This window comes from Aurantimonas sp. 22II-16-19i (assembly GCF_002088275.1).
Lineage (GTDB): Bacteria > Pseudomonadota > Alphaproteobacteria > Rhizobiales > Rhizobiaceae > Jiella.
In genome coordinates this window covers 64,888-82,135 of record NZ_AQQS01000017.1, presented here as the reverse complement: position 1 = coordinate 82,135, position 17,248 = coordinate 64,888, and the positions used below count along the sequence as shown (strand labels likewise).

General features: G+C 65.5%; 14 protein-coding genes. 10 read left to right on the top strand and 4 right to left on the bottom strand.

The annotated features are described in order from the left end of the window. The first annotated feature begins 11 nt into the window (after positions 1-11). Positions 12-2,273, top strand: a complete 2,262-nt coding sequence (locus tag ATO4_RS14715) for a pyrroloquinoline quinone-dependent dehydrogenase (RefSeq protein ID WP_083592287.1) — start codon at positions 12-14, stop codon at positions 2,271-2,273. Between the two features lie 81 nt (positions 2,274-2,354). Here the strand turns inward: ATO4_RS14715 and ATO4_RS14710 are convergent, their stop codons facing one another. Beyond that, complete coding sequence (locus ATO4_RS14710; RefSeq protein WP_083592286.1) at positions 2,355-3,461, bottom strand: aldo/keto reductase; 1,107 nt, start codon at positions 3,459-3,461, stop codon at positions 2,355-2,357. 79 nt (positions 3,462-3,540) lie between these two features. On the opposite strand from ATO4_RS14710, the gene ATO4_RS14705 reads away from it, so the two are divergent. Continuing rightward, positions 3,541-4,161, top strand: coding sequence for a TetR/AcrR family transcriptional regulator (locus tag ATO4_RS14705; RefSeq protein ID WP_083592285.1), 621 nt, complete (start codon positions 3,541-3,543; stop codon positions 4,159-4,161). Positions 4,162-4,309: 148 nt separating this feature from the next. Here the strand turns inward: ATO4_RS14705 and ATO4_RS14700 are convergent, their stop codons facing one another. Next, complete coding sequence (locus tag ATO4_RS14700; RefSeq protein ID WP_176222999.1) at positions 4,310-5,035, bottom strand: phosphatase PAP2 family protein; 726 nt, start codon at positions 5,033-5,035, stop codon at positions 4,310-4,312. Between the two features lie 252 nt (positions 5,036-5,287). Here ATO4_RS14700 and ATO4_RS14695 point away from each other — a divergent pair, with 252 nt between their 5' ends. The 5 genes from ATO4_RS14695 to ATO4_RS14675 all read left to right on the top strand — a co-directional run bounded on the left by ATO4_RS14695 (position 5,288) and on the right by ATO4_RS14675 (position 9,505). After that, positions 5,288-5,965 carry a response regulator transcription factor gene (locus tag ATO4_RS14695; protein WP_176222998.1) on the top strand — a complete coding sequence of 226 codons (678 nt, stop codon included), beginning with the start codon at positions 5,288-5,290 and terminating at the stop codon, positions 5,963-5,965. Further along, on the top strand, positions 5,962-7,359 hold the full coding sequence (locus ATO4_RS14690) for a HAMP domain-containing sensor histidine kinase (protein ID WP_083592283.1): 1,398 nt from the start codon (positions 5,962-5,964) through the stop codon (positions 7,357-7,359). Before ATO4_RS14695 ends, ATO4_RS14690 begins: the two co-directional genes overlap by 4 nt. A 261-nt stretch (positions 7,360-7,620) precedes the next feature. Then, positions 7,621-7,914 (top strand): type II toxin-antitoxin system HigB family toxin, encoded by a 294-nt coding sequence (locus ATO4_RS14685; RefSeq protein WP_083592282.1) that lies wholly within the window; start codon positions 7,621-7,623, stop codon positions 7,912-7,914. 2 nt (positions 7,915-7,916) lie between these two features. Then, the gene (locus tag ATO4_RS28800; protein WP_176222997.1) at positions 7,917-9,143 is read left to right on the top strand and encodes an ImmA/IrrE family metallo-endopeptidase; all 1,227 of its coding nucleotides are present in this window, start codon (positions 7,917-7,919) and stop codon (positions 9,141-9,143) included. A 176-nt stretch (positions 9,144-9,319) separates the two neighbouring features. After that, on the top strand, positions 9,320-9,505 hold the full coding sequence (locus tag ATO4_RS14675; protein WP_083592280.1) for a hypothetical protein: 186 nt from the start codon (positions 9,320-9,322) through the stop codon (positions 9,503-9,505). A 514-nt stretch (positions 9,506-10,019) separates the two neighbouring features. Here ATO4_RS14675 and ATO4_RS14665 read toward each other — a convergent pair. After that, positions 10,020-10,979, bottom strand: a complete 960-nt coding sequence (locus ATO4_RS14665) for a CAP domain-containing protein (RefSeq protein WP_176222996.1) — start codon at positions 10,977-10,979, stop codon at positions 10,020-10,022. A gap of 244 nt (positions 10,980-11,223) precedes the next feature. Beyond that, positions 11,224-11,766, bottom strand: coding sequence for a DUF1097 domain-containing protein (locus ATO4_RS14660; protein WP_083592278.1), 543 nt, complete (start codon positions 11,764-11,766; stop codon positions 11,224-11,226). Between the two features lie 402 nt (positions 11,767-12,168). Here ATO4_RS14660 and uvrB point away from each other — a divergent pair, with 402 nt between their 5' ends. Genes uvrB through ATO4_RS27150 form a run of 3 tightly spaced genes read left to right on the top strand, consistent with a single transcriptional unit; the run spans position 12,169 to position 17,177 of the window. Continuing rightward, the gene (uvrB, locus tag ATO4_RS14655; RefSeq protein ID WP_083592277.1) at positions 12,169-15,525 is read left to right on the top strand and encodes an excinuclease ABC subunit UvrB; all 3,357 of its coding nucleotides are present in this window, start codon (positions 12,169-12,171) and stop codon (positions 15,523-15,525) included. 3 nt (positions 15,526-15,528) lie between these two features. Further along, positions 15,529-16,152, top strand: coding sequence for an NYN domain-containing protein (locus tag ATO4_RS27155; RefSeq protein ID WP_139802458.1), 624 nt, complete (start codon positions 15,529-15,531; stop codon positions 16,150-16,152). After that, a complete protein-coding gene (locus ATO4_RS27150; RefSeq protein ID WP_139802457.1) occupies positions 16,149-17,177 on the top strand; it encodes an ATP-binding protein in 1,029 nt (342 codons plus the stop codon). The genes ATO4_RS27155 and ATO4_RS27150 overlap by 4 nt, the downstream gene beginning before the upstream one ends. Positions 17,178-17,248: the final 71 nt, after the last annotated feature.

Sequence of the window (17,248 nt, the reverse complement as noted above, 5' to 3'; positions counted from 1 at the left end):
AGGAGACGACCATGACCCGACGCTTCCCCCGTTCCGGTTCGGCGACCGCCCTTGCCGCGATCCTGTCGCTTGCCGCAGCGCCCTCGAGCGCCTGGGCGCAGCAGGCCCCGGCGACGCAGGACACGCCCGCCGACGACGGCACCACCATCCTGCCGGCGCCTGCCGGCGATGCCGAAGCGCCTGCCGGCGATGCCGAAGCGCCCGGCGGCAGCGAGGCGCCCGGCGGCAGTAACGCGCAAGCCCCGGCGGCGACGCCGACAGCCCCCGCCGCCGGCCAGCCCGCCGAAGCTGCCGCCGAAACCCGAGGCGCCGCCCCCTCCCTTGCCGATTCCGAACCCGCCGAGCAGCGCCAGCTGGGCTCCGACTGGCCGTTCTGGGGCGGCGGCCCGAACGCCACCCGCTTCTCGCCCCTCGACCAGATCACCCCCGCGAATGTCGGCGAGATGGAAAAAGTCTGGACCTACCGCACCGGCGACATGCCGACCGAGGCGACCAAGAACAAGTATTCCCCCGAGGGCACGCCCCTGAAGATCGGCGACAGCCTCTACATCTGCTCGGCGATGAACATCCTCTCCGCGGTCGACGCCGCCACCGGCGAGGAGCGCTGGCGCTACGATCCCAATGTCTCCGCCGACGCGATCCCCTATGGCGCGTCCTGCCGCGGCGTCGCCTATTACGAGGTGCCGGACGCCCCGGAGGGGCAGGCCTGCGCCGCCCGCATCATCGAGGGCACCCTCGACGCCCGGCTGATCGCTGTCGACGCTGCGACCGGCGAGCCCTGCGCCGATTTCGGCGAGAACGGCCAGGTCGATCTCTGGCAGGGCATCGGCGAGAAGGTGCCCGGCTGGTACGCCGTCACCGCGCCGCCGACGATCGTGCGCGGCATCGCCGTCACCGGGGCGCAGGTCAAGGACGGCCAGGCCGAGGACGCACCCTCCGGCGTCATCCGCGGCTACGACGCCGAGACCGGCGAGCTCGCCTTCGCGTGGGATCTCGGCAATCCGGACCTCACCGGCCTGCCCCCCGAGGGCGAGACCTACACCCGCGGCACCCCCAACATGTGGACTCAGGCGACCGGCGACGAGGAGCTCGGCTACGTCTACCTGCCGATGGGCAACTCCTCCGTCGATTATTACGGCGGCAACCGGTCGGCGGCCGAGAACGAGTGGGCGACCTCGCTGGTCGCCATCGACGTCACCACCGGCAAGCCCGTCTGGCACTTCCAGACCGTGCGCTACGACGTCTGGGACTACGACCTCGGCAGCCAGGCGACGCTGATCGACTTCCCGAACGCCGATGGCGACGGCACCACCCCGGCGATCCTCCTGCCGTCGAAACAGGGCGACATCTACATCCTCGACCGCGCCACCGGCGAGCCGCTGGTCCCGATCGAGGCGATCGACACGCCGGAGGGCGGCGTCGAGGGCGATGCCTATGCGCAGACGCAGCCGACCTCCGGCTACCACTCGCTGCTGATGCCCGATCTCACCGAGGCCGACATGTGGGGCGTCACGCCCCTCGACCAGCTGTTCTGCCGCATCGCCTTCCGCAAGGCGGCCTATAACGGCGTCTACACCCATCCGACGGCCGACCGCCGCTGGATCCAATATCCCGGCTACAATGGCGGCTCGGACTGGGGCAGCGTCGCCGTGGATACCGAGAAGGGCATCATCGTCGCCAACTACAACGACGTGCCCAACTACAACCGGCTGATCCCCCGCGAGGAGGCGAACGAGCGCAACCTCAAGCCCATCGACGAGAAGCAGTCGGGCGAGGATTCCGGCTCGAATGCCGAGGGCGCCGGCGACGCCCAGGCGGGCGCGCCCTACGCCATCGACGTCAATGCCGGCTGGCGGGCGCCCTTCACCGGCATCCCCTGCAAGCAGCCGCCGCTGGGCGGCATCCGGGCGATCGACCTTGCCACCGGCGAGACCCTCTGGGACCGCCCGCTCGGCACCGCCCGCCGCAACGGCCCCTTCGGCATCCCCTCCTACCTGCCGCTGACCATCGGCACCCCCAACAATGGCGGCTCGGTGGTCACCAGGGGCGGCGTGATCTTCATCGCCGCCGCCACCGACAACCTCATCCGCGCCATCGACGAGGAAACCGGCGAGACGCTCTGGTCCGACGTCCTGCCCGCCGGTGGCCAGGCCAACCCGATCGTCTACGAAGCGGACGGGCGCCAGTACCTCGTCATCCAGGCCGGCGGGCATCATTTCATGGAGACGCCGGTCGGCGACTATTACATCGCCTACGCGCTGCCGGAGGACTGACGAACCTTCGTCGGGCGGGGGTGCAGACCGGAACCGGATGGCGCCGGGACGTCTTCCCTGCGCAGACGCGTCCGGACAGCCCTATCTGCGGTCGGCGACGGCCGCCCCGCCAAAGACGAGGCTCTGGCGGGCGGGCGGCGTGAAGAGGCCGTACATCATCGCCCTTTCCGGGCTGCTGGCCGCGTCGAGCACCGCGATCTGCTCTTGCGGCAGGCGAAGCTCGCTCGCCGCGACATTGTCATGGACCTGCGAGACACGGCTGACACCCATCAGGGCCGTGTCGACGCCGGGCCTCGAGAGCACCCAGGCCAGCGCCACCCGCGCCGGCGTCTCGCCGATCGCGTCGGCGACGCCGCGAAGCGCATCGACGATCCGCCAGTTGCGCTCCGTGAAGAGCGTGTCGCCGAAGGGATTGTTGCCGTCGAGACGCTTGTCGCCCTCCGGGCGGGACTCGCCGGTCCCGGCGTCGCTCGGAAGGCCGCCGGCGCGCGGCGCGCCCGCTTCCACCGTGGCGCGGTCGTATTTGCCCGTCAGCAGGCCGTAAGCCAGCGGGCTCCAGGGCATCATCCCGAGGCCCATGTCGCATGCGAGCGGCAGGTGCTCGGCCTCCACCTCGCGGCTGACGAGCGAGTAGAAATACTGGAGAGCGATCGGCCCCGGCATCGCGTGGACCGAGGCGAGCGTCGCGATCTTCGCCACATACCAGGCCGGCGCATTGGAGAGCCCCCAATAGCGGATCCTGCCCGCCCTCACGAGACCCGCCATCGTCTCCAGCAGTTCCTCGGCAGGCGTCACCGTGTCCCACACATGCACCCAGTAGAGGTCGACGTAATCGGTGCCGAGCCGGCGCAGCGAGCCTTCCAGCGCGGCATGCACATGCTTGGCGCCGTTGCCGCCGGCATGCGGGCCCTTACCGGCGGAAAAGCCGCACTTGGTCGCAACGACGAGGCTGTCGCGGAGCCCGCGATCGGCGATGATGGCGCCGAGCATCTCCTCGCTGCGGCCTCCCGCATAGACGTCGGCCGTGTCGACGAGATTGCCGCCGGCCTCGACATAGGCGTCGAAGACCGCCTCCGCATCGGGGCGCTCCATGCCCCACCGACCGACGCCGAAGGTCATCGTCCCGAGAGACAGCGGACTGACGACAAGGCCGGATCGGCCGAGCGTGCGGTAGGTGCTCATCGACATGAAATCGTTTCCTAGTGATCGCTATGGAAGCGGTCTAGTCGGCTTGATCGGCAGGGTCAAGCGTTCTATATCGAACGCTATGAAACCCTCGCCCGCCCCGCCCGCACGCCGCACGGGACGGCCGCTCTCCTTCGACCGGGACGCGGCTCTCGTCACCGCCATGCATTTGTTCTGGCGCCACGGCTACGAGGCGACCTCCGTCGCCGACCTGACACGGGCGATGGGCATCACGCCGCCCAGCCTCTACGCCGCCTTCGGCGACAAGCGGCGCCTGTTCCTGGAGGCGGTCCATCGCTATCTCGGGGGCCTCGAAGCCGTCGAACGGAGCATCGCGGACGCCGTGAGCGCCCATGATGCGGCACGCGACCTGCTGGTGGCCGCAGCGCTCGGCGACACCGGCACCGACACGCCGCCCGGCTGCCTCCTCGCCAGTTCCCTGGTCACCAGTTCCGCGGAGGCCGACGCCGTGCGCGAGGCGCTGGCCGGGATCCGCCGGGGCATCGAGGCGGCGCTCAGCGCCCGGATCGCGCGAGACATAAGCGAGGGCCTTCTGCCGTCCGGCTCGGACGCCGAGATGCTGGCAGGCCATGTGTTTGCCGTGGTCCAGGGCATGTCGACCCTCGCCAAGGACGGCGCGGGACGCGCCAAGCTGATGGGGATCGCCGAGGCCGCGATGGCGGGCTGGCCGAAGACCCCGTGACGGGCCGGCCCCGGCCCCTTCCGAGACGTCTCGAAACGACGGCGAGTGCGGCCTGCGGGACGCCTCCCACAGGCGAGCGGCATGTTCGCGATCTGTCGACGGGGGATCGGAGGAACCCGGCAGATCGGCTCGCCCCTGACGGCTGTGCTCAGGCCCTGTCACGGCGCGAGCGAAACCGCTCAGCAGTCTCTGGAATGAGGCGATAGAGGATGGCGAAGATCAATCCGCAGATCAGCCAGGCGAGGATGACGTCCGAAAGGAAATGTCCGCCGAAGACGATCCGGTTCAGCGATAAGGACCCCGCATAGAGAAGAGCCGTTGCTGTCGCAGCCAGCCTGACGGGCGGAGGCGTCACGAGCGCCGCAGCGACCAGCCAGGCTGACGAGGAAGCCTCTCCGCTCACGAACGAACAGTTTCGATCGCACCAATTGCTGACGACCCAGACGGATTGATAAACTGCGTCCCCTCCGAAGACGTCGACCTGGACTGGCCTCGGCCGGCCCCAGAACTCCTTCAGGAGGCCGTTCACCACGAGGCCCGGACCAAGAGCCAGTCCGGACAGCAGCCAGATCGGCTTGCGCAGCCGGGGCCAGGTCGAGGCACCGCGGATGGCATCCCGGAGAATGCGCGCCAGGAGAACCAGAACAACCCCGGCCAAAACCCAGGGAGAACTGCCACGGAGCCATTGCAGGGTTGGATTTCCGGACAAGCCGAAGCCGTCACCGGAGCTGTAAAACCAGCGGCTGACAACCAGATCGACTTGCGGGAAGAACCAGAAGAACAGGCTGGTCGCCACGATGCCGATCAGGAACGCGACGATCAGACGGTCCGATTGCGCGCCAGATGAAACGGGGATGGACTGGGATTCGCTCATGGCCCCGGCGCATGCGCGGGGTAACTTGCAGAACACTTGCAGCCGAACGCGCCGTGAACCCGTGGAGAGAGCCCGCGGAGAAAGATTGACCGGGCAGGCTCCGGCTGACAGGAAATTGGGAGGCTCGCGGCGCTCGAACGGACGAGCGACATCATCCCGGAAGCCCGGGCGACTTCGTCGGATCGCGCACGGCCCGTCAGCACGGTGAGAGCGTCCCGTCGACCAGCCAACGGAAGCGTATGGAGACACGCGGTGCGGATTCTGGTCGTCGAGAATGATCGCCTGCTGTGCGAGGCCCTGGGGCGACGGCTGACCGAGGCCGGCCATGCGGTCGATGTCTTCGCGACCGTCGCGGACGCCGAGGCGGCCTGGAAGATGACGGCCTACGACCTCTGCATCGTCGACGTCATGCTCGACGATGGCGACGGGCGGGCGCTCGTCAGGTCGGCCCGTGCCGCCGGCCTGCGGACGCCGACATTGATGCTCACCGCCCGGGACGAGATCGGGGACCGGGTGGCCGGACTGGATGCGGGGGCCGACGATTATCTGGTGAAGCCGTTCGCGACCGAAGAGCTGCTGGCACGGCTGCGGGCGCTGCGACGCCGCTCCGCGGACATCACGGCGGCCGAGTTCCGGATCGGCAATCTCCTCTACGCCCCTCACGGCACGAGCCTGACCGTGGCCGATCGGGACGTCAGGCTGACCGCCCAGGAACATGCCGCCCTCGACAAGCTGATCCGGGCCGGCGACCGCGTGACGCCGAAGCGGATGCTCGGCGAGCATGTCTATGCGCTTCACCAGGACTGGTCGGACAATGCGGTCGAGACGCTGGTGCACCGGCTTCGCAAAAAGCTTGTCGACGCCGGGGCGACGGTCGAGCTCAAGGCGCTGCGGGGCCTCGGCTACATTCTGAGCGAGACCCGACCGTGAGACGGGTCTATCGCCTCGATGTGAGGCTCGCGGTCGTCGTGACCGTGATGTCCGCGCTGACCCTCATCGGTGCCGGCACGATCCTCTCCATGGAATTCACCCGCGGCCAGTTCGCGATCGAAGAGCGCGGCTTGTCCTCGCAGGTCGAGGAATGGGCGCGATTGCTGCGGCGCGATCCGGGCGGCACGGTCGTCCTCGACCGCCCGGCCGAGTCGTCCCTGGAGATCGACCCGCCTTATACCGGGCTCCTGTCGGGCCCACGCCCCGTCTACGGCTACGCCGTCACGGATGCGGCAGGGACGGTGCTGGATCGCTCGAACGCCAACGCTCCCGCCGGCCGCCCCGGACCAGCAGGCCCGGACCCCGTCCTTTCCAGCGGACCGACGCTCGACGGCGCCGGCCCTGTCCTGATCGCCGAACTCTACGTGCCGGAGTTCGGGGTATGGCTCCGGCTGGCGCGACCGCGCTCGGATGTCACCGCCTTGACCAACACGTTCTTTGCCCAGTCTCTCGAAGAGCTGGGCTGGGCGGCGCTGGCCATGCTCGTCGTCATGGTGATCACGGCAGTGACCATCGTTCGCGTCAGCCTCCGCGGACTGAGACGCGTGGCGGCGCAGGCGGAACGGATCACCTTCGACAATCTGGGGCATCAGCGGCTGGCCGGCTCATCGGCCCCTGCGGAGGTGCAGCCGCTGATTGCCGCCGTCAACCATGCCCTGGACAGCATCAGGACCGGTGCCGTCGCGCAACGCGATTTCTCCATCCATGCCGCCCATGAGCTGCGGACGCCGCTGGCCGACCTGAAATTACGACTGGAAAGCCTCGCCTCCGATCCCGACCGGGATGCGGCCATGCGAGACATCGATGCCATGGCCCGCCTCATCGAGCAGCTGCTGCAGATCGCCCGGCTGGATGGCAGCACGGTGTTCTCCCTTCAGTCGCTCCAGCTCGGAGAAACCGTCGCCCAGATCCTGCAGGAGGCGGCCCCGCGGCTGGTCTCCGCCGGCTGGTCGATCGAGGCAGACGGCCTCGACTCGACCGTCCGGATCGTCGGCGACCCGACACTCATCGCCCTGATCCTGCGCAACCTCCTGGAAAACGTCCGCAAGCACACGCCGATCGGCAGCACCGTCACCGTGTCCCTCTCCGACGACGGAACGCTTCTGGTCGCCGATACCGGTCCGGGCCTGCCCCACGGCTTTCCCCGCTCGAACTTCGCCCGCTTCGTCCGGGGCAACGACGACACGCGCTCCGGAAGCGGGCTGGGCCTCTCGATCTGCGAAACCGCCATGCGACGCATGCGAGGAACGTTTCGCGTGGAGCCCGGCGGCGGCGGCGCGGCGTTCCGGATGATCTTCAGTTTGAGCGAACCAGACCCGGAGAGGGCGCATTAGGGGCGAAAGGGGACTAGCAGCTTTGGAGCTGTAGCCAACAGAAAGTTGATGATCGTGAATCAACTAGCAACAGTGATCCAGTGGCTGCGAGAGTCCGACATCATTGCCGCCAACCGGAAGCTAAGTTTCTCGGCGCCCTACGAACCTCCCGATTATGCGATCGCAACCGTGGGACTGCGAGAGGCCGTCAGATGCTAAATGATCCCTATCAGGGACCGTTTAGCGTTGACACGTCGAGAGATCGCTGTATAAGTCTGTGGCATGAAAATCATCGCCCGGCCCAAGCTGATTGCTTTCGGGGAGCGCTTTCCAGATGCGAAAGTGCAGCTCGACGTTTGGTGGGCAGAGGCAAGGCGGGCAAAATGGAAAACGCCAGCGGACATCAAGGCCCAATACCGCAACGCGAGCATTCTTAAAGGTGGGCGTGTGGTCTTCAACATCTGCGGCAACAAATATCGCCTGATCTTGAGGTTCGATTATGAGAAGGGAATAGGGCTTGTCCGTTTTCTAGGGACACACAAGGAGTATGACAAGATTAACGCGGAGGAAGTGTAATGATGAGCGAACATCGTATTCGTCCAATTCATTCTGAGCAGGACTACGCAGCCGCTCTCGCCCGCGTTGAAGCTCTCATGGATATGGGGCGGTCTCCCGCGGAGGATGACGAACTCGACGTGCTCGCGACTCTCGTCGAGGTGTACGAAGATCGGCATTTTACAATGGATGCGCCCGATCCCTTAGAAGCAATCAAATTCCGCATGCAGCAGCTTGGGATGAGCCAAAGTGACCTTGCTCCGATCTTCGGAAGCCGAGCCAAGACTTCGGAGATTTTGAGCGGCAAGCGTGATCTGACTCTGAAGATGATCCGCGCACTGCATGAGCATCTGGGCATCCCCGCTGAAGTGCTGATCCGGGATGGGGGAAGCCTGCCAAAGGCTCCAACCGGTATTGATCTCAATCACTTCCCGATCGCGGAAATGGTGAAGCGAGGTTGGATCAAGACGAAGGCAGACTTCAAGGATCGCACGGAGGAAATCGTGCGTGAGCTGATTGCGTGCGCCGGTGGACCGAGCGCTCTACCAAAGGCACTTTTTCGCCAAGGTGGCGGCGCTCGCGCGAACGCGAAGTCGGACGTGCATGCCTTGCAAGCGTGGTGCCTCCATATCCTCTGCGTGGCACGCCGTGCAGGGCTTGCGGGGGTCTACAAGACCTCGACTATCGACCGCGATTTCATGCGAGAGATCGCTCGGCTAAGTACTTTCGACGAAGGCCCGAAACTCGCACAAGAGAAACTCGCAAAGCACGGGATCGCCCTTGTCGTCGCAGCGCACCTGCCAAAGACCTATCTCGACGGCGCGGCAATGTGGACAGTCGACAAGGTGCCCGTCGTCGGAATGACAATCCGTTACGACCGCCTCGATAACTTTTGGTTCTGCCTCCTGCATGAACTTGCGCACATTGGTCGTCATTTCTCAGACGAAAACGGCGAGATTTTCATTGACGATCTTCAGCTTCGCGAGCGCAACCATGAGCGCGATGATGAGCGCGAACGCGAAGCTGACGAGTGGGCGCAGGAGGCGTTGATTCCGTCAAAGCTCTGGGAAGAGCATCCGGCTCGTTTCAGTCCGAGCGTTCAGAATGTCCTCTCACTGGCGCGGAAGGCTGATGTGCACCCTGCTATCGTCGCCGGGCGCATCCGTCATGAGATGCACAACTATCGGCTTCTTTCGCAATTCGTCGGCACGAACGAAGTGAGACCGCTGCTGATGGAGGATGCCGCATAAACACTAAGCGGGGCGCCCGGCAAGGCACCCCGCTTTTCACGACACGGCGGAAGGGCTTAGGCGCGCTCAACCGTTGTGGCTCCGGAGACCGAAGCACTCTCGTGGTGGCACCCAAGAGATAGACGGTTGGGGACTCCGGGGCAAATCTTTTCATCCGCGCCTAGGAGTATGCCTCAATGGCTACCATCACCAAGCTGACACCGCAGGAGGTGTCGATCATCAAGGCCCGGCTTGCCCGGGGAGACTTTCAGCACCGGATCGCTGCAGATTTCGATCTGAATCAGGGACGGATCAGCGAGATTGCGACTGGGAAGCGCTTTGCGGACGTCTCGCCGGGTTCCATGGAGGTGGCGCATGCCTGACAAGCTCCTCAAGCCGGGCAGAAGGCACCGAAATCTGGCCAGTACGAGATCACCGGCCCCCGAGGTGGTGGAACCGGCGTCGAACGCACTGTTACGCGAAGCGAACCGCTCCCTCCCCCCCAACAGAAGGGCCAGCGGTACCGCCTCGTCGATCCGACCCAGCATCGGCGTAAACCCTAAAAAAATCGCACGGCCTGGCATTTTCTGGGCCGTGCGCACAAACCCACTGCCAGTAGATCTGCCGCGTATACTTCAGATTGCGGAAAAACATTGCGGCGCTCTGGACGTGCATTTCTGTGCCGTCAAACGTCTTTCAACTAAGATGAAAAACTTTAGTCGTCATAATAACATATGTCCGCTCCAAACAAGTATTCCTTGTCAATCCAACGGCCAAATTGGGCGCCGAGCTGCCGTACAGCCAGCGCCCTCCCAGTAGCGGCAACGTACGGCCCTCCCTCCTTCGGCCCCGCTCGCCGCCCTCCCATCGATCCGCTCCGCTCGGCCGCGTCCCCACCTACCGCCGCTCGCCCAGCACCACCAGCGCCTGCTTGCCGCCCTCGCCGTCGGCCTCGAACGCGGCGCCGGCCGCCTCGAAGCGGTCGCTCGTCAGGGCGGCGGAGAATTGCGGGTCCTGCATCCACTGGTCGCGGAAGAAGCGCAGATCCGCGTCGGTGATGGCCGTGCCGCAGCCGCCGCAGCCGGCGGTCAGCACCTTCAGGGAGCGCCAGTCGCGCCTCTCGCCGGACGGCAGCGCCTCGAACAGCCGGGTTTCGCCGCCCGAGGCCATCTGGTCGAGGAGATCCGCGGCCGCCGTGGCGAGGGCGTCGTCGGCCGCGAGCGCCGGCTGCCCCTCGCGCGCGCTGCCCAGCAGCCGCACCATCGCCGCCGAGCGCTCGCCGGGCGGGATCGGCGCGGCCGCCTGGTCCGGCCCGACACTTGGCGACGTCCCCGGCCCGGCGAAGAGCTGGACGCCATAGACCCGCCCGTCCGCGCCGGCGATGCCATAGCCGAAGCCGGCCAGCCCCTCGCTCAGGAGGTTGCGGCGGTGTTCCGGGCTGTTCATCCAGCCGGTCTCGAAGGCCTCGACCCGCTCCAGCGTCGGCGGCACCGGGCAGCCGGAACAGCGGGCGATGTTTTCCCGGACCACCTTGGCCCGGCTGCCGCCAGCCGCGAGATAGCGATCCTGCGGGCCGGTGCCGTCCGGAGCCACATGGGCGAAATAGCCGTCCTCGACCATGTCCTCGGCATGGGCCTGCGCCGCCTCGTTCAGCGCCGGCTGCAGCGTCAGCGCCGGCAGGTCGTGGGCGGCGCGATCCTGGTTGGCGAGTTCGAGCGCCCGCTGGCGCAGCGCCTCGAGATCGCCGGTCTCGGCGGCGACGGCGGGCATGGCGAGGAAGAGCGCCAGGCCGAGCGACGCGGCGCTCGCGGCCGCCCGTCTCGCCCGTTCCGGCGGCGCGCGGCCTGTGTCCTGCATGCGGCAAGGGATCGTCATCGTCGGCAACTCCCGAACGTCCGGTTCTGGCTCGTTCGGGGACATAGGTCCGCCGGGCCGGCCCGACAGTCGCCGAAGGCGGCGTCGGTCCGTCCCATACGTCCCGCGACCCGTGAAGGCCTCACGGGCCGCGGAAACCGTCCGTCGGGTGCGTCTCGGGCCCCCGATCTTCAGGCCCGAGTCTTCAGGCTCCGATCTTCAGGCCCCGGTCTTCAGGCGCCGGTCTTCAGGCCCGCGCAGGCGCCTTCGGGGCGGCGGGGCCCTTGCTGATGGCGACGCCGATCGCCTCCGACAGGTATCCGAGCACCGAACCGATCACCATCGAGGCGACGATGTTGATCAGCGGGTTGTCGACGATGGTGCCGGCATAGAGCGTGCCGAGCTTGCCCGCGAGCAGCGCATAGGCGGCGACGCAGGCGAAGCCGTAGACGGTCGACGGGATCGAGCCGAAGATCGGCAGGTTCGCCGCCAACACCATGGCCGCGGCGCCGATGCCGACGCAGATTCCCGCCGCCACCGGCACGCCGAGGCTGCCGGCGAGGCTGGTGGTGCCGACCAGCGCCAGCCAGCCGACGACGGCGCCGAGGATATGGGCGGGGACGTTGGCGCGCAGCGCCGCCATCTTGCCGCCGGAGTGGTAGAACGCCGCCCAGGCGACGAAGGCGGCCCAGATCTGCAGGCCGACGCCGGCCGCCGGCCCGACGAAGATCCATGTCGCGACGCCGCCGAGGGCGCCGATGCTGATGGCGAGAGCAGTCAGAAGTGGCATGTCATGTCCTCCCAAGCACCCCAGGAGCCGGAAGCAAACAGGTGCCCGCTCCCGCCGCTTGTCTCGCGGCAGGACATTCTCTTCCTTTCGGGGGTGCCTAGAATTTTAGCAAAGTTTCAAGACAGAGGAAAACGGATTCTTGCCGTCTGCAAATATTCCTCTGCTGCATCGCAATACCCCTGCGGAAGATGCGACACGGCATCGGATGCTGATCTTGCCGTCGGCGCTCGACGGCGCGCCGCAGGGGCGCCCGCCAGGGCCTGCGCCACGCGGCGGGCCGTTGCAGCCCCGGAGCGCTCGCCGGCCTCCGCCTGCGGGGAACCGTGGAAGCGGCTCCCGCACCGCGCCCGAAGCTGCCGCGCCACCTTCCATCCGCCCGCCGCGGTCTCTATATGTTCCGCCATGGCTTCCATACCCCGCAAAGCGCCCCGCCGCCCCGCCGCCTCCCGCAACGCCGCATCCGAGGCGGCTGCCGAGGCTGCCGACGTCTTCGATCCCTCCGCCCCCGCCCGCCGCGGGCCGCTGCAGGACTTCTCCGACGCCTCCGAGCGCGCCGACGGCGCGCCCGGCTTCGGCGAGGCGCCCCAGGCCGGCTTCGATGCCGGCGCGCCCCTGTCCGGCCCGATCTCCGGCTGGGCCGACGAGATCGCCCGCGGCACCGAGACGCAGGCCGAGCGCAGCGCCGATGCCGGCGAAGCGCCCGAGAAGGCGGCGGGCAAGAAGTCCAAGGCCGCCCGCGATCCCAAGCCGTCGTCCGGCCAGAAGCCCGGCAGGACCTCCCGCGGCACCTCCATGGGCGGCACCAGCGATCCGAGGCAGCGCGCCGCCGCCGGCCTCAATCCCGTCGCCGGCATGGACGTCTCGCTGGAGGACGCGAAATCCCTGCCCGAGGGCGGCGTCACCGCCACGGTCGAGGCGCTGACCCGGCTGATCTCCGAGGGCAACCCGCTGATCAAGAACGGCGAGGTCTGGCTGCCCCACCGCCCGGCGCGGCCGGACAAGTCGGAAGGCGGCGTGCCCTTCCGCATCGCCTCGGACTACACGCCGAAGGGCGACCAGCCGACCGCCATCGCCGACCTCGTCGCCGGCATTTCCGACCACGACAAGACCCAGGTCCTCCTCGGCGTCACCGGCTCCGGCAAGACCTTCACCGTCGCCAACGTCATCGAGCGGACCCAGCGGCCGGCGCTGATCCTCGCCCCCAACAAGACGCTGGCGGCCCAGCTCTATGGCGAGTTCAAGGCGTTCTTCCCGGACAACGCCGTCGAGTACTTCGTCTCCTATTACGACTACTACCAGCCCGAGGCCTACGTTCCCCGCTCCGACACCTTCATCGAGAAGGAATCCTCGATCAACGAGCAGATCGACCGGATGCGCCACGCCGCCACCCGGGCCCTGCTCGAGCGCGACGACGTCATCATCGTCGCCTCCGTTTCCTGCATCTACGGCATCGGCTCGGTCGAGACCTATACGGCGATGACCTTCCAGATGAGCGTCGGCGACCGCCTCGACCAGCGCCAGCTCCTCGCCGACCTCGTCGCCCAGCAATACAAGCGCCGCGACATGGATTTCCAGCGCGGCTCGTTCCGGGTGCGCGGCGACACCATCGAGATCTTCCCCGCCCATCTGGAAGACCGCGCCTGGCGCATTTCCCTCTTCGGCGACGAGATCGAGTCGATCCAGGAGTTCGATCCCCTCACCGGCTCCAAGACCGACGACCTGAAGTCGGTGAAGATCTACGCCAATTCCCACTACGTCACCCCCCGCCCGACGCTGAACCAGGCGGTCCGCCAGATCCGCGAGGAGCTGAAGCACCGCCTCGTCGAGCTGGAAAAGGCCGGCCGCCTGCTGGAGGCCCAGCGCCTCGAACAGCGCACCCGCTTCGACATCGAGATGATCGAGGCCACCGGCTCCTGCGCCGGTATCGAGAACTATTCGCGCTATCTCACCGGCCGCCAGCCCGGCCACCCGCCACCGACCCTGTTCGAATATCTCCCCGACAACGCCCTCGTCTTCATCGACGAGAGCCACGTCACCGTGCCGCAGATCGGCGCCATGTATCGCGGCGACTTCCGGCGCAAGGCGACGCTCGCCGAATACGGCTTCCGGCTGCCCTCCTGCATGGACAACCGGCCGCTCCGCTTCGAGGAGTGGGACGCGATGCGCCCGCAGACCGTGGCGGTCTCCGCCACCCCCTCCACCTGGGAGCTCGAGGAAGCCGGCGGCGTCTTCGCCGAGCAGGTGATCCGCCCGACCGGCCTCACCGATCCCCCGGTCGAGGTGCGCCCCGCCCGGTCCCAGGTCGACGACCTTCTGGGCGAAATCCGCGAGACCGTCGACAAGGGCTACCGCGTCCTCGTCACGGTGCTGACCAAGCGCATGGCCGAGGACCTCACCGAATATCTGCACGAGCAGGCCATCCGGGTCCGCTACATGCATTCCGACATCGACACGCTGGAGCGCATCGAGATCATCCGCGACCTGCGCCTCGGCGCCTTCGACGTGCTGGTCGGCATCAACCTCCTGCGCGAGGGCCTCGACATCCCCGAATGCGGCCTCGTCGCCATTCTCGACGCCGACAAGGAGGGCTTCCTGCGCTCCGAGACCTCGCTGGTGCAGACCATCGGCCGCGCGGCGAGAAACGTCGACGGCAAGGTGATCCTCTATGCCGACCACGTCACCGGCTCGATGGAGCGGGCGATGGCCGAGACCGCCCGCCGCCGCGAGAAGCAGGAGGCCTACAATGCCGAGCACGGCATCACGCCGGCCTCGGTGAAGGCGAAGATCGCCGACATTCTCGACAGCTACTACGAGAAGGACCACGTCCGCGTCGACGTCGGCGGCGGCACCAGGGAAGGCGAGCTGGTCGGCAACAATCTGCGCGCCCATATCGAGCACCTCGAAAAACAGATGCGCGAATCCGCCGCCGACCTCGACTTCGAACGCGCCGCGCGCCTCCGCGACGAGATCAAGAAACTCAACGCCAAGGAGCTGGAATTCGGGACCGGGTCCGGTCTCGGCTCCAATGCCGCCGTGGCAGCCGGCACCGACGCCTCAGGCGTGAGCCCTCATCCTGAGCCTGTCGAAGGGCGAGGGCGACGCGCCGACGCGTCCGCTCGCCCAACCAGGCGCGGCGCCGCCGCTCAGGATGAGGGGATGAGTGACCCCCTCGCCCACGCCGTCGACCTGGAAGAGTCCGTCATGGGCCCCTCCACCGGCCGCACCAAGCACGGCCGCAAGGCCAAGCGCGACCGCGCGACCATCGGCGACGAACGCTTCGGCCCCCGCGGCGAAGTCCTCAAGGCCCCCGGCTCGGGCACCGTCGCCGCCCCCGCCTCGCTGTTCCGCAAGCCGTCGCTCGACGACATGGGCCCCGGCACCGACACGGCGGTGCCGGCGGGGAAGGGCACGCCCCCTTCCCCTCATGGTGAGCCTCCTGAGCTTCCGTCGAAGGGCGAACCACGAGGGGAAGGCTCCCGCTCCTACTTCCGCAAGAACACCCTCGACGAAATGACCGTCGGCCGCACCGAAAAGCCCACCGGCAAGGCCCCGCCGAAAAAACCGGCGCCCTCAAACCAGCCGATCTCCCCCCCTGTGGGGGAGATGTCCGGCAGGACAGAGGGGGGCGCCAAGGGCTCGACGCCGGAGGATGGCCCCGCCCCCATCCGCCGCGAACGCATCGGCCGCGGCTCCTACGAGGACCCCGGCGACGCAAAGCGCAAACGCCGCCCGAGCAAGACCGGGCGACCGGGACGGTAAAATATGATGGGAAAAGTGGAGAATGCTATTGTATATATTGACTGGGGAGCAGCGCAGCGAATTGCGACACACAGTTTTCGCTATCGATCGCGAAGCGAAGAGCAGATTGCAGAAGAAGCGATTTTGTCTCTCGATAACAAAGTTTCTGATTATTTGCGCCGGGTAAAAAGCTCATCAGCCGTAAGAGTGAAGCTCCGGATCTACAACGGTTGGCACCAAGGAAAGACTAAAACGAGTGTCCGCGTCGCGTTCGAGCGGATTGAACAACGCTTCCTCAGCGAACCTGTTCGGCATGGCGAAATTTCCTTCGATGGCGAATTTGGTTGGGGAAATCAGTTGCTTTGCGGAGGTCCAAGAGCGACGGTTTGGGATACTCTCGGGCGGCCGATGAAATCTCGCGCGCCCACACGAAACAAGGAACAGAAAATGGTGGATATGTGCCTTGGAGCTGACCTACTATTTGCAACTCGATTGGGAATGGCTGAACACAACATCGTAATCTGCGACGATGACGATATTTGGCCTGCTATTGTGACCTCTATTCAGTGGGGCGGCAAAACGAAACTCATGCGTATAACGCGCCAGAACAAAAACTCTCACCTAGATACGAGGTCAATTTTAGTATGACATCGCTATTTGAATCTGTTCAACCGTTTGCAGATGTTGCAACTGATATCGAAAGCACCAGCAACAATCTGAGAGAAAGTGTTTGCTTAATAAGAAATGGGGAGGAAATTCGAATTGTATCACATCACCAATCGAATGCAGTAGATTTGTTTTTGAACAATCAATCCAAGAAATTTTCCTCCCTTGCATCACTGATTGGTTCGGAGACTTTTGCGGATATTGACGCGCTGTTTGCCGCGCAGAATCGCATATTTCATCGAGATCAGGACCAATTTGATCCTGAGTCGCTTATCGAACCGGTCGGCGACATTGATGGCAGCGATCTGAGTTTAGCAAGCTTCCTACATGCCGCTCAACCAAAAAAAGATCCTGAGCGCTTAGATATCATTCTGCTAGACGGCCCTGCGGGCGTAGGAAAAACGTCTCTTGTGCGACGTTTGATGTGGGAGCGCTGCCAACAAAAAAGTCATGGGATATATGTACCTCCGATTTTGCATGTAGTGAACCGCGGTCGCGGACTTGCGACACTAGACGATTTTCTAGCCAGGGCGACTCAGTCCTCTGGTTCGAAATTCACCTATGCTCAAGTTCCAATCCTTATTCGGATGGGTCTTTTACAGGTCTGTATAGACGGTTTTGATGAACTAGCTGACCCAGCCGGTTACGTGGACGCTTGGGAGGCATTGCGGCAGTTCCTCGAAAAGACTAAGTCGGGCGGCCCAATAATACTTGCCGGCCGCGACACATTTTTTGATGCGCAATCATTCTCTGACAGCGTCAAATCGAGCGAGATCAATATCTCGACAAAGCGGGCGAGATTAAGTACTACTAGCCCGCAAACTGCGTCGGATTATTTATCCTCCTCAGGTTGGCCAAATGATGAAATTGAAATGCTGCGGCGGTTCGATTTTCTTGAAGCTGGGAGCTACTCCCTTCGGCCGTATTTCTTGTCGGTTCTCGCAAAACTCCCCAATAAGTCTTGGCGTTTTATTTCTAGCAATAAAATGGTCCGAAATATTTCCTGATTGATGCGATTGTAAATCGTGAGAGCGCTCTATTAAGCGATACGATACGGGAAACCCGTGACATCGACTAT

Bases quoted from the DNA above. Each gene is read 5' to 3' on its own strand.
- ATO4_RS14715 (WP_083592287.1), top strand. From the start codon at position 12: ATGACCCGACGCTTCCCCCGTTCCGGTTCGGCGACCGCCCTTGCCGCG.
- ATO4_RS14710 (WP_083592286.1), bottom strand. From the start codon at position 3,461: ATGTCGATGAGCACCTACCGCACGCTCGGCCGATCCGGCCTTGTCGTC.
- ATO4_RS14705 (WP_083592285.1), top strand. From the start codon at position 3,541: ATGAAACCCTCGCCCGCCCCGCCCGCACGCCGCACGGGACGGCCGCTC.
- ATO4_RS14700 (WP_176222999.1), bottom strand. From the start codon at position 5,035: ATGAGCGAATCCCAGTCCATCCCCGTTTCATCTGGCGCGCAATCGGAC.
- ATO4_RS14685 (WP_083592282.1), top strand. From the start codon at position 7,621: ATGAAAATCATCGCCCGGCCCAAGCTGATTGCTTTCGGGGAGCGCTTT.
- ATO4_RS28800 (WP_176222997.1), top strand. From the start codon at position 7,917: ATGAGCGAACATCGTATTCGTCCAATTCATTCTGAGCAGGACTACGCA.
- ATO4_RS14675 (WP_083592280.1), top strand. From the start codon at position 9,320: ATGGCTACCATCACCAAGCTGACACCGCAGGAGGTGTCGATCATCAAG.
- ATO4_RS14665 (WP_176222996.1), bottom strand. From the start codon at position 10,979: ATGCAGGACACAGGCCGCGCGCCGCCGGAACGGGCGAGACGGGCGGCC.
- ATO4_RS14660 (WP_083592278.1), bottom strand. From the start codon at position 11,766: ATGCCACTTCTGACTGCTCTCGCCATCAGCATCGGCGCCCTCGGCGGC.
- uvrB (WP_083592277.1), top strand. From the start codon at position 12,169: ATGGCTTCCATACCCCGCAAAGCGCCCCGCCGCCCCGCCGCCTCCCGC.
- ATO4_RS27155 (WP_139802458.1), top strand. From the start codon at position 15,529: ATGATGGGAAAAGTGGAGAATGCTATTGTATATATTGACTGGGGAGCA.
- ATO4_RS27150 (WP_139802457.1), top strand. From the start codon at position 16,149: ATGACATCGCTATTTGAATCTGTTCAACCGTTTGCAGATGTTGCAACT.